The organism is Paenibacillus xylanilyticus, assembly GCF_013359935.1.
GTDB lineage: Bacteria > Bacillota > Bacilli > Paenibacillales > Paenibacillaceae > Paenibacillus > Paenibacillus xylanilyticus.
On sequence record NZ_JABMCB010000124.1, the window covers coordinates 21,732 to 34,340 of the forward strand.

The window sequence follows — 12,609 nt, forward strand, 5'->3', positions numbered from 1 at the left end:
GTTTTCCCTCCTTCTACTTTTCAGATACCACCAAAGTGATGTGGCTAGTACGTTTGTTAATACGACTTGCACGTCCCATTGCACGAGGGCGGAAACGTTTCATTGTCGGTCCTTGGTTCACGTAAGCTTGCGAGATGACCAAGTTATTAACATCCATAGAATAGTTATGTTCCGCATTCGCAATAGCGGAGTTAAGCAACTTCTCAACGATTGGAGAAGCGGATTTCGGAGTGTGACGGAGAATGGCAACCGCCTCACCAACTTGCTTGCCGCGAATCAAGTCAACAACGAGTTGAACTTTACGAGGAGCAATCCGGATAAACTTAGCATGTGCTTTTGCTTCCATTGTGTAACCTCCTCTCAAACATTAAAGATGATCATTTATCTTCTTGTTTTCTTGTCATCATCAGTATGGCCCTTGTACGTACGGGTTGGAGCGAACTCACCCAGTTTGTGTCCGACCATGTCCTCAGTCACGTATACAGGTACGTGTTTACGTCCGTCATATACGCCAAATGTGTGTCCGATGAATTGCGGGAAAATTGTAGAGCGACGGGACCAGGTTTTAATAACGTTCTTTTTACCGGAAGCTTCCATCTCTTCTACCTTTTTCAGCATGTAGCCATCAATGAATGGCCCTTTTTTCAAACTGCGACTCATGTGGAGATCCTCCCTTCAAACGTAGCTATTGTGCATCCGCAGATGCCTCACGAAGTTATGCACAGTGTGTATTACTTCGTGCGGCGGCGAATGATGTATTTATCAGAAGCTTTATTTTTCTTACGCGTTTTGTAACCAAGAGTAGGTTTACCCCATGGTGACATTGGCGATTTACGTCCGATTGGAGCACGACCTTCACCACCACCGTGAGGGTGATCGTTAGGGTTCATTACTACACCACGAACTTCAGGACGTTGTCCCAACCAACGGCTACGACCGGCTTTACCGATTTTGATGAGCTCGTGGTCTTGGTTACCAACAGATCCGATTGTTGCGCGGCAAACTTTCAGAATACGGCGAACTTCTCCGGAAGAGAGACGAACGGAAACGTATTTATCTTCTTTACCAAGCAATTGAGCTTCTGTACCAGCAGCACGAACCAATTGTCCGCCTTTACCTGGTTTCAACTCGATGTTGTGGATAACGGTACCTACTGGAATGTTTTCAAGCGGCAGTGCGTTACCGATTTTGATGTCAGATCCAGGACCGGAGAAGATTTGATCTCCAACTTTCAATCCTTTTGGAGCGATGATGTAACGTTTCTCACCATCAGCATAGTGGATCAGGGCGATGTTCGATGTACGGTTCGGGTCATACTCGATCGTAGCAACGCGGCCCGGTATTCCATCTTTAGTACGTTTGAAGTCGATGATACGGTATTTACGTTTGTGTCCACCACCGTGATGACGAACTGTAATTTTACCTTGGTTGTTGCGGCCTGCTTTTTTGCTCAGTGGGGCCAACAACGATTTCTCCGGCTGATCTGTGGTGATTTCCTCAAATGTAGATACGGACATGTTCCGTCTTGCCGGGGATGTCGGTTTATACTTTTTGATTGGCACTGGGTTTCCCTCCTTACTTCAACAATTTCAATTATACAGTTTCAAAGAACTCAAGCGTTTTGCTGTCTTGTGTCAGTGTTACAAACGCTTTTTTCCATTCGCTAGTATATCCGGAATAACGTCCGTACCGTTTTGGCTTAGCTGGAACACGAAGAGTGTTCACGTTTTTCACTTTTACGTTGAAAATAGCTTCCACGGCTTTTTTGATCTCGGTTTTGTTTGCACGGATATCGACTTCAAATACATATTTCAAGTCATTCATCATGTCAGCAGTACGTTCCGTAATAATCGGACGTTTAACAATATCACGAGGATCCTTCATTACGCGAGCACCTCCTCTACCTTCTGAACTGCTTCTTTCGTAATGATCAGTTTGTCGTGCGCAAGCACGTCAAGAACATTAATGCCGTCAGCTGCTACGAATTTCACGCCAGGAATATTCCGTGCGGAAAGAGCCACATTATCATCATAGCTAGGAGCTACGATCAAAGCTTTGCGTCCAACTTTCAAGTTGTTCAAGATGGCTGCGAATTCTTTAGTTTTAGGCGTGCTCAGTGAGAGAGCGTCCAAAACGATAATGTCGTTGTCGAGCACTTTGGATGAAAGAGCTGATTTGATCGCCAGACGGCGAACTTTCTTAGGCAGTTTGTACGCATAGCTCCGTGGTGTCGGACCAAATACGATACCGCCGCCTTTCCATTGTGGAGAACGAATCGAACCTTGACGAGCACGACCTGTACCTTTTTGTTTCCAAGGCTTACGTCCACCGCCACGTACTTCAGAACGTCCTTTTACTTTGTGGGTACCTTGACGAAGGGAAGCGCGTTGCATAAGCACTGCATCGTAAAGAACGGATGTGTTCGGCTCTACTCCGAATACTGCATCGTTCAGTTCAACTTCGCCCACTTGGCTACCATCTACATTGTAAACTGATACTTTTGGCATTTTGTGTTCCTCCTTTCTTCAGTGGTTATTTTTTCACCGTTTCTTTAACTTTTACAAGACTGTTTTTCGGTCCAGGAATGGAACCCTTCACGAGCAACACGTTACGCTCAGCGTCTACTTTTACAACTTCCAGACGTTGAATTGTAACAGTCTCATGTCCCATGTGTCCTGGCAAGTGTTTGCCTTTAGGAACGCGGTTAGCTTGGATCGAACCCATCGAACCCGGGCCACGGTGATAACGAGAACCGTGAGACATAGGTCCAGTGCTTTGTCCCCAACGTTTGATTACGCCGGCAAAACCTTTACCTTTAGAAATACCCGTTACGTCAACGAATTCGCCTTCTGCGAAAATGTCAGCTTTCAATTCTTGGCCAACTTCATATTCCGCGATGTTGATGCCGCGAAGTTCACGAACGTAGCGCTTAGGGGCAGTATTCGCTTTTTTAGCGTGTCCTGCTTCTGGCTTATTGGCATTTTTCTCTTTCTTATCGGAATAACCGATTTGAACTGCTTCATAGCCATCGTTCTCAATATCTTTCTTTTGCAAAACAACACAAGGTCCTGCTTCGATAACCGTTACTGGAACTACGTTACCTTCAGGGGTAAACACTTGAGTCATTCCAAGTTTTTTTCCTAAGATACCTTTCATGTTGACACCTCTTTTCCTTTATACATGGTCTTTGTTGCTTTATATTACAGTTTGATTTCGATATCTACACCGGACGGCAGATCCAAGCGCATCAAGGCATCCACAGTTTGTGGAGTCGGGTTAACGATGTCGATCAAACGCTTATGTGTGCGTTGCTCGAACTGTTCCCGAGAATCCTTGTACTTGTGTACCGCACGAAGAATAGTAATGATTTGTTTTTCAGTTGGAAGCGGAATCGGACCGGATACACCTGCACCCGAACGTTTTGCTGTTTCAACAATTTTCTCCGCGGATTGATCAAGAATTCTGTGGTCGTAAGCTTTCAAACGAATACGAATTTTTTGCTTTGCCATTTTAGTCCCTCCTTCTATCGCCCAATTTATTATCGGACATACTCCGTGAAAATTTTCCGACAACCCTCCCATGGCAAAGGGGCCGGGTGTGCCAGTAACCTCTCACATCATCGCAACGTCTCAGAACAACATTCATTATTATATAGAAAAAATGGGCGTATTGCAAGCATATTTAAGAAAAACATTTAAACTAATCTTTCAATAGAATCGAAGTTGTTTAATGTGCTGTTATCTTAGCTATGCAAGCTGCCTTAACCAATCTCTTTTATATACTTGAATGTCCTTCTTTTTAATGACGCAGGTTCCGAATCCTTTATACATAATAAAAGAGTTCTTTATCCGATGTCGGATAAAGAACTCTTCCGAAGCTTCGTTACAATACAATGTTACTCGTTACAGTACACTGTTGCATATGCTTATTCAGCAGTAGGCTGAATTATTTTTGGATGGATGCTACTGCACCGGCACCAACTGTACGTCCACCTTCGCGAATCGCGAAGCGTGTACCTTCTTCAATCGCGATTGGATTGATCAGTTGTACAGTTACTGTGATGTTGTCGCCTGGCATTACCATTTCAGTACCTTCTGGCAGGTTGATGATACCTGTTACGTCAGTTGTACGGAAATAGAATTGTGGACGGTATCCTGTGAAGAAAGGTTTGTGACGTCCACCCTCTTCTTTAGTCAGAACGTATACTTGAGCTGTAAATTCTGTGTGTGGCTTAACAGAACCTGGTTTGGACAATACTTGTCCACGCTCGATGTTGTTACGGTCAACACCACGCAGCAATGCGCCGATGTTGTCACCCGCTTGAGCGGAATCCAGCAATTTACGGAACATTTCAACGCCCGTAACTACGGATTTTTTAGTTTCTTCGTGGATACCCACGATTTCGATTTCTTCACCGACTTTAACAGTACCACGCTCTACACGACCTGTAGCAACTGTACCACGACCAGTGATGGAGAATACATCCTCAACTGGCATCAAGAATGGTTTGTCAGTGTCGCGCTCTGGAGTTGGGATGTAAGTATCGATCTCTTTGAACATCTCAACGATTTTTTGAGCCCACTCACCATCAGGGTTTTGCAGAGCTTCACGAGCGGATCCACGAGTGATTGGAGTATCGTCACCTGGGAACTCATATTCGTTGAGCAGGTCGCGAACTTCCATTTCAACCAATTCCAACAACTCTTCGTCTTCAACCATGTCGCATTTGTTCAAGAATACAACGATGTAAGGTACGCCTACTTGACGGGAGAGCAAGATGTGCTCACGAGTTTGTGGCATTGGGCCGTCAGCTGCGGATACTACCAGGATAGCTCCGTCCATTTGTGCCGCACCAGTGATCATGTTTTTAACATAGTCGGCGTGACCTGGGCAGTCTACGTGAGCGTAGTGACGCGCGTCAGTTTCGTACTCAACGTGAGCTGTGGAGATTGTGATACCGCGTTCGCGCTCTTCTGGAGCTTTGTCGATTTGATCGAATGCGATTGCTGCACCACCGTAAGTTTTGGACAATACAGTTGTGATTGCAGCAGTCAGAGTTGTTTTACCATGGTCGACGTGACCGATAGTACCAATGTTAACGTGTGGTTTATTACGTTCGTATTTAGCCTTTGCCATTTGAACGTGGCCTCCTTAAAATGTTATATTTTATGTTTTCACCGGACAATAAGGCCCAGAACATTAATCCTATGCGCTTACGTCCAGTGTGAGAAAACTACTCGGTGCCTTTTGTTTTGGCAACGATCTCTTCAGCGATGCTCTTAGGAACTTCTTCATAGTGAGAAAGCTCCATGGAGAATACGCCGCGACCTTGAGTACCGGAACGAAGAGTTGTAGAGTATCCGAACATTTCAGACAAAGGTACCTTAGCACGAATAATTTGAGCTCCACTACGGGAATCCATACCTTCGATGCGGCCACGACGGGAGTTAAGCATACCCATAACGTCACCCATGTACTCTTCTGGAACGGTTACTTCTACTTTCATGATTGGCTCAAGCAGAACTGGACTACATTTGTCTTTCGCCGCTTTCAGCGCCATGGATCCGGCAATTTTAAATGCCATCTCGTTGGAATCGACATCATGGTAAGATCCGTCTACGATAGTAGCCTTAACGTCAACAAGCGGGAAGCCTGCGATAACGCCGTTTTTCATTTGCTCTTCAATTCCTGACAGTGCAGGTTGAATGTATTCTCTCGGAACAGATCCACCGACAACCTTGCTTTCGAACTGGCTGCCTGTACCTGGCTCGAGTGGTTCGAACTCAACCCATACGTGACCGTATTGTCCACGACCACCGGATTGACGAACGAATTTACCTTCAACACGCGCTGGTGCACGGAATGTTTCGCGGTAAGCTACTTGTGGTTTACCCACAGTAGTTTCAACCTTGAATTCACGACGCATACGGTCGATGATGATATCAAGGTGAAGCTCACCCATACCAGCCAAGATCGTTTGGCCTGTTTCTTCGTCAGTGTGAGCACGAAGAGTTGGATCCTCTTCAGTCAACTTACCGAGAGCAACACCCATTTTATCTTGGTCAGCTTTGGTTTTAGGTTCAACAGCGATTTCGATAACCGGATCAGGGAAGTTCATTGATTCCAGGATAACCGGGTGTTTCTCATCACATAGTGTATCACCTGTACCTGTATCTTTCAAACCAACGGCAGCTGCAATGTCACCGGAGTAAACTTCAGTGATTTCTTGACGGCTGTTCGCGTGCATTTGAAGGATACGACCGATACGCTCACGTTTGTTTTTAGTTGCATTCAATACGTAAGAACCGGATTGAAGAACCCCGGAGTATACGCGGAAGAATGTCAATTTACCAACGTAAGGGTCAGTCATGATTTTGAAGGCCAATGCGGAGAATGGCTCTTCATCGGAAGACTTACGAACTGCTTCTGTTCCATCTTCAAGGAGACCCTTGATTGCTGGAACGTCAATAGGAGCTGGCAAGTAGTCGATAACAGCATCCAACATCAGTTGAACACCTTTGTTACGGTAAGAGGATCCACAGATAACTGGGAAGATCTTAACTTCAACAACACCTTTACGGAGAGCGGCTTTGATCTCATCAACTGTGATCTCTTCGCCTTCCAGGTATTTCATAGTCAATTCTTCGTCAAGTTCTGCAACCCGCTCAACCAATTCATTGCGGAGTTCTTCAACTTGATCTGCAAATTCCGCAGGAATTTCGGTTTCTTCGATATCTTGACCAAGGTCATCTTTGTACATATGAGCCTTTTGTCCAACGATATCAATGATACCTTTGAAATCATTTTCAGCGCCGATTGGAAGTTGGATCGCAACTGCGTTCGCTTGAAGGCGATCACGCATGTCGGAAACAACATTCAGGAAGTCAGCACCGATGATATCCATTTTATTTACGTAAGCGATACGAGGTACGCCGTACTTGTCAGCCTGTCTCCATACGGTTTCGGACTGAGGCTCAACGCCTTCTTTCGCACTGAATACACCAACTGCTCCGTCCAATACACGAAGGGAACGTTCAACTTCAACAGTGAAGTCAACGTGTCCCGGGGTATCAATGATATTAACGCGGTGGCCCTTCCAAGCAGCGGTAGTCGCAGCGGAAGTAATCGTAATTCCGCGCTCCTGTTCCTGTTCCATCCAGTCCATTGTCGCAGCGCCTTCGTGAACTTCACCGATTTTGTGCGTACGGCCTGTGTAGAACAAGATCCGCTCAGTTGTCGTGGTTTTACCCGCATCAATATGAGCCATGATCCCGATATTACGTGTATTTTTCAAGGAGAACTCTCTAGCCATGAAATGGGTCTCCCTTCAAAATTGAAGTTATTATTGTGAACTGAATCCTACCAACGGTAGTGAGCAAACGCTTTGTTCGCTTCAGCCATTTTGTGCGTATCTTCACGTTTCTTAACGGAAGCGCCTGTGTTGTTGGAAGCATCGATGATCTCTGCTGCCAAACGCTCTTCCATCGTTTTCTCACCGCGGTTGCGGGAGTAGTTCACGAGCCAACGTAATCCCAAAGAAGTACGTCTCTCTGGTTTTACCTCGATTGGTACTTGGTAGTTGGCACCGCCGACACGGCGAGCTTTAACTTCCAGGACTGGCATGATATTCTTGATTGCTGCTTCAAATACTTCCATCGGGTCATTACCCGTACGTTCTTGAATCAACTTGAACGCATTATACAGAATGCTTTGAGCAACACCGCGTTTTCCGTCGAGCATGATGCGGTTGATCAAACGAGTAACCAACTTGCTGTTGTATACCGGATCTGGCAACACGTCTCTTTTCGTAACTGGACCTTTGCGTGGCATGGATATCCCCCTTTCTTTCTTGTTAAGCCGATCCTAATCCTCTGGGCATTAACCCGGAGAGATATTTAAGATTGCTTCTTATAATGTGTTAGGCTTTTTTAGCTTTAGGACGTTTAGCACCGTATTTAGAACGAGCTTGCATACGGTTGTTTACGCCTGCAGTATCAAGTGCACCACGAACGATGTGATAACGAACCCCTGCAAGGTCCTTAACTTTACCTCCGCGAATCAAAACAACACTGTGCTCTTGAAGGTTATGTCCGATACCCGGGATATAAGCAGTTACCTCGAGACGGTTCGTCAAACGAACACGGGCATACTTACGAAGTGCAGAGTTCGGTTTACGTGGAGTCATTGTACCTACACGAGTGCAGACACCACGTTTTTGTGGGGCACTGATGTTTGTTGATTCACGTTTCAAAGCGTTGAACCCTTTTTGCAATGCTGGTGATTTGGACTTTTCAACTTTAGCTTGACGTCCTTTACGTACCAGTTGGTTAATAGTTGGCATGTGATTGCCACCCCCTTCCTCAATTGTTCATGTTTCTTTATAAACCTCTTTTCGCTAAGTCCACAGACCCAGGCGGTTCATAAAAAGACAAATGAAAAGTTTTTGCCTTGGAGAATCACTAAAAAGTTCTCGGACAAAAACGTTCCTTACCCTATCATTTTGCGACAGCAGCCATTGCTGCTCCCACTCCAATCCCGCAAGCTTTGCCGAGATTTTTCATTGTGTCCACTCTCGTGTACTTTACATTGTGTTGTTCACACAAGGCAATGATTTTGGAAGTGAGCTGCGGATCACTATCTTCAGCCACATAGACCTCAGCAGCCATTCCTGACTGGACCATCCGCATGGTCTGTTTAGTACCTATTTTGACATGAGCATCTTGCAGGCCTTTTTCATTAGACATTGTTCATTCCTCCGAATAGGACATATACAATCAGCTGCTCACGCACCTTTGATATATTAGCATCTAGCGCAAGCAATGTCAATGCTAATCCCAAAACATTTATTCAAAGATTTCGCACATCAGGAAACGTCCGTCTGTATAAAACAACCGTCCGCTCCCTGACGCACAAAACTTCTATCCCTCAATCTAGCGAGAGAAAATCTATTTAATCAACAGAAACCGGCTCAAGTTCTTCTACTGAAGATTGGCCATCTTCCGGCTCAGCAAACTTGATGCTGCGGTAACGGTTCATACCTGTACCCGCAGGGATCAGTTTACCAATGATTACATTTTCCTTCAGACCGAGCAACTGATCGACTTTACCTTTGATCGCTGCATCTGTCAGTACACGTGTAGTCTCTTGGAATGACGCCGCAGAGAGGAAGGAGTCTGTTTCCAGGGACGCTTTTGTAATACCGAGCAGGATTGGTTTCGCAACCGCTGGCTCTTTATCACTAAGAATCGCTGTTTTGTTAGCTCTTTCGTACTCATGCGTATCCACGAATGATCCCGGCAGCAGCGTTGTATCCCCTGCATCAACGATACGGATTTTACGCAGCATTTGACGGATCATAACTTCAACGTGTTTATCGTTGATTTCTACGCCTTGGTTACGGTATACGCGTTGTACTTCCTGCAAAATGTAGTTCTGTACGCCACGTACGCCTTTAATGCGCAGCATTTCTTTTGGATCGATAGAACCGTCCGTCAACTCGTCGCCTGCTTCAATTTCCATGCCTTCGCTAACGCGCACACGGGAACCGTAGGTAACAGAGTATACTTTGGATTCTGCTTCACCTTGAATTTCGATCTCACGACGATCTTTCGCTTCGCGGATCTCTTTGACAATACCGTCAATCTCACTGATCGTTGCTTGACCTTTAGGATTACGGGCCTCAAACAACTCTTGGATACGCGGCAAACCTTGCGTAATATCGTCTCCGGCTACACCACCGGTATGGAATGTACGCATTGTAAGCTGTGTTCCTGGCTCACCAATGGATTGGGCAGCAATAATACCAACTGCTTCACCGATCTCCACATGTTTACCAGTCGCCAGGTTGCGACCGTAACATTTTTTGCAGACACCGTGACGAGCACGGCAGCTGAGTACGGAACGGATTTGCAACTTGGTTACACCCGCTTTGATGATCGCCTCAGCTTTGTCAGAGTCAATCAGTTCATTGCGATGTGCGATAACTTCTTTTGTTTCCGGATGACGAACAGTCTCGAAGCAGTATCTGCCTTCAATACGGTCATAGAGATCTTCAATAACCTCTTTACCATCCTGGATGCGGCTTACCGTAAATCCTTTATCTGTACCACAATCATCTTCACGCACGATCACGTCTTGTGCCACGTCTACGAGACGACGAGTCAGATAACCTGAGTCGGCTGTACGCAGGGCCGTATCGGCCAAACCTTTACGGGCACCGTGAGTCGAGATAAAGTACTCGAGTACCGTCAGACCTTCACGGAAGTTCGATTTGATTGGGAGCTCGATGATACGACCGGACGGGTTGGCCATCAGACCACGCATACCGCCCAATTGGGTGATCTGCGATTTGTTACCCCGTGCTTTGGAGTCAACCATCATCATGATGGAGTTGTAACGATCCATCGACTTCATCAGAATCTCGGTGATATCATCTTTCGATTTCGACCAGATATCAATGATGCGGTCATAGCGCTCTTCGTTCGTGATCAGACCACGACGGTACTGGTTCGTAACGATTTGTGCTTTTTCTTCGGATTGTCTAAGGATATCTGTTTTCTCATCTGGAACGATAACGTCCGACACCGCAACCGTAATACCGGCACGAGTGGAGTATGTGAACCCGAGTTGTTTGATTTTATCCAAAATAACGGCAGTTTCCGTTGTATGGTAAATTTCAAAACAACGAGCGATGATTGTACCCAGATATTCCTTACCAACACCACCTGCTAGAGGTGCGTTCATGATTGCTTCTCTCAGGTCAGTCCCCTTCTCATATACAAAGAAATGCTCCGCAGTACCTTGGTAGAGGTTCGAACGAGTTGCATCATTGATATAAGGGAAACTTGCCGGGAAGATTTCGTTAAAGATGATTTTACCAACAGTTGTCAGCAACATTGCATCTTGTTGTTTTTCAGTAAAGCTTGTTTTGCCAAGCGCTTTAACCGGAATCGCTACGCGTGCGTGCAACCCAGCAGTACCACGTTGATACGCAGATACAGCTTCGTTAACTGTACGCAGGATCATGCCTGTTCCCTTTTCTTCCTTGTTGTCCATAGTCAGGTAGTAAGAACCCAAAACCATATCCTGGGAAGGGGTAACAACCGGTTTACCGTCTTTCGGGTTCAAAATGTTACCTGATGCAAGCATCAGGATGCGTGCTTCCGCTTGTGCCTCAGCGGACAACGGAACGTGCACGGCCATTTGGTCACCGTCAAAGTCGGCATTGTATGCTGTACATACAAGCGGGTGAAGACGAATAGCTTTACCTTCAACCAGAATCGGTTCAAATGCCTGGATACCGAGACGGTGAAGCGTAGGGGCACGGTTCAGCAGAACCGGATGCTCCTTGATTACTTCTTCAAGAACATCCCAAACTTCAGGACTTACACGCTCTACTTTACGTTTCGCGCTCTTGATATTATGGGCAAGCCCTTTATTTACAAGTTCTTTCATAACGAAAGGCTTGAACAGTTCAAGTGCCATATCTTTTGGCAGACCACACTGATACATTTTCAGGTAAGGTCCGACAACGATAACGGAACGACCGGAATAGTCAACACGTTTACCGAGCAAGTTTTGACGGAAACGTCCTTGTTTACCTTTCAGCATGTGGCTGAGCGATTTCAATGGACGGTTACCAGGACCCGTTACCGGGCGTCCGCGACGACCGTTGTCGATCAATGCGTCAACAGCTTCCTGCAGCATCCGTTTTTCGTTTTGTACGATAATGTCTGGTGCACCCAAATCCAACAGACGTTTCAGACGGTTGTTCCGGTTAATTACACGGCGATACAGATCATTCAGGTCAGACGTTGCAAAACGTCCACCATCCAGTTGTACCATTGGGCGAAGTTCCGGCGGGATAACAGGAAGTACATCCATGATCATCCACTCAGGTTTGTTACCCGAGTTGCGGAAAGCTTCAATAACTTCCAAACGTTTGATTGCACGGTTACGACGTTGTCCTTGTGCAGTGCGGAGCTCTTCCTTCAGGAATTCAAGCTCTTTGTCCACATCAAGGTCTTGAAGCAGTTTCTTAACCGCTTCTGCACCCATGCCAGCCTGGAACCCATATCCGTATTTTTCACGGTAGCTGCGATATTCCTTCTCGGACAACAGCTGTTTTTTCTCCAGTGGAGTTTCTCCTGGATCAGTTACTACATAAGATGCAAAATAGATAATCTCCTCAAGTGATCTTGGAGACATATCCAAAGCGAGACCCATGCGGCTCGGAATACCTTTGAAGTACCAGATATGCGATACCGGAGCAGCGAGCTCAATATGGCCCATCCGTTCGCGGCGTACTTTTGCACGTGTTACTTCAACGCCACAACGGTCACAGACAACGCCTTTATAACGGACGCGTTTGTATTTACCACAGTGACATTCCCAGTCTTTCGTAGGGCCAAAAATCTTTTCGCAGAACAGCCCTTCTTTTTCCGGTTTCAACGTACGATAGTTGATCGTTTCCGGTTTTTTCACTTCTCCGCGGGACCAAGAACGAATTTTTTCTGGGGAAGCAAGCCCGATCTTCATGTATTCGAAATTGTTGACGTCCAACAAGGAGCAACCCTCCTTAACCAATTCCTGTATTCTAGGTTACGCCCT

General features: G+C 46.0%; 13 protein-coding genes. All 13 read right to left on the reverse strand.

Annotated elements, in window-relative coordinates:
• Window positions 1–13 precede the first annotated feature (13 nt).
• Window positions 14–346: a 50S ribosomal protein L22 gene (rplV, locus tag HP552_RS02420; RefSeq protein WP_095293416.1), complete on the reverse strand. Its 333-nt coding sequence runs from the start codon at window positions 344–346 to the stop codon at window positions 14–16.
• 35 nt (window positions 347–381) lie between these two features.
• Window positions 382–660 (reverse strand): 30S ribosomal protein S19, encoded by a 279-nt coding sequence (gene rpsS / locus HP552_RS02425; RefSeq protein WP_056697694.1) that lies wholly within the window; start codon window positions 658–660, stop codon window positions 382–384.
• 71 nt (window positions 661–731) lie between these two features.
• Window positions 732–1,562, reverse strand: a complete 831-nt coding sequence (rplB, locus tag HP552_RS02430) for a 50S ribosomal protein L2 (RefSeq protein WP_175394094.1) — start codon at window positions 1,560–1,562, stop codon at window positions 732–734.
• A gap of 31 nt (window positions 1,563–1,593) precedes the next feature.
• On the reverse strand, window positions 1,594–1,884 hold the full coding sequence (gene rplW, locus HP552_RS02435) for a 50S ribosomal protein L23 (protein ID WP_024633586.1): 291 nt from the start codon (window positions 1,882–1,884) through the stop codon (window positions 1,594–1,596).
• Window positions 1,884–2,507 (reverse strand): 50S ribosomal protein L4, encoded by a 624-nt coding sequence (gene rplD / locus HP552_RS02440; RefSeq protein ID WP_095293419.1) that lies wholly within the window; start codon window positions 2,505–2,507, stop codon window positions 1,884–1,886. The genes rplW and rplD overlap by 1 nt, the downstream gene beginning before the upstream one ends.
• A 25-nt stretch (window positions 2,508–2,532) precedes the next feature.
• Window positions 2,533–3,156 carry a 50S ribosomal protein L3 gene (gene rplC, locus HP552_RS02445; RefSeq protein WP_175394095.1) on the reverse strand — a complete coding sequence of 208 codons (624 nt, stop codon included), beginning with the start codon at window positions 3,154–3,156 and terminating at the stop codon, window positions 2,533–2,535.
• A 44-nt stretch (window positions 3,157–3,200) separates the two neighbouring features.
• Window positions 3,201–3,509 carry a 30S ribosomal protein S10 gene (rpsJ, locus tag HP552_RS02450; RefSeq protein WP_017692074.1) on the reverse strand — a complete coding sequence of 103 codons (309 nt, stop codon included), beginning with the start codon at window positions 3,507–3,509 and terminating at the stop codon, window positions 3,201–3,203.
• A gap of 436 nt (window positions 3,510–3,945) precedes the next feature.
• The gene (gene tuf / locus HP552_RS02455) at window positions 3,946–5,136 is read right to left on the reverse strand and encodes an elongation factor Tu (RefSeq protein WP_175394096.1); all 1,191 of its coding nucleotides are present in this window, start codon (window positions 5,134–5,136) and stop codon (window positions 3,946–3,948) included.
• Window positions 5,137–5,233: 97 nt separating this feature from the next.
• Window positions 5,234–7,312 carry an elongation factor G gene (gene fusA, locus HP552_RS02460; RefSeq protein WP_175394097.1) on the reverse strand — a complete coding sequence of 693 codons (2,079 nt, stop codon included), beginning with the start codon at window positions 7,310–7,312 and terminating at the stop codon, window positions 5,234–5,236.
• Between the two features lie 47 nt (window positions 7,313–7,359).
• Complete coding sequence (gene rpsG, locus HP552_RS02465) at window positions 7,360–7,830, reverse strand: 30S ribosomal protein S7 (RefSeq protein ID WP_007432586.1); 471 nt, start codon at window positions 7,828–7,830, stop codon at window positions 7,360–7,362.
• Window positions 7,831–7,918: 88 nt separating this feature from the next.
• On the reverse strand, window positions 7,919–8,341 hold the full coding sequence (rpsL, locus tag HP552_RS02470; RefSeq protein WP_017692070.1) for a 30S ribosomal protein S12: 423 nt from the start codon (window positions 8,339–8,341) through the stop codon (window positions 7,919–7,921).
• 154 nt (window positions 8,342–8,495) lie between these two features.
• Complete coding sequence (locus tag HP552_RS02475; RefSeq protein ID WP_175394098.1) at window positions 8,496–8,744, reverse strand: ribosomal L7Ae/L30e/S12e/Gadd45 family protein; 249 nt, start codon at window positions 8,742–8,744, stop codon at window positions 8,496–8,498.
• 205 nt (window positions 8,745–8,949) lie between these two features.
• Window positions 8,950–12,564, reverse strand: coding sequence for a DNA-directed RNA polymerase subunit beta' (rpoC, locus tag HP552_RS02480; RefSeq protein WP_175394099.1), 3,615 nt, complete (start codon window positions 12,562–12,564; stop codon window positions 8,950–8,952).
• Between the last annotated feature and the right edge of the window lie 45 nt (window positions 12,565–12,609).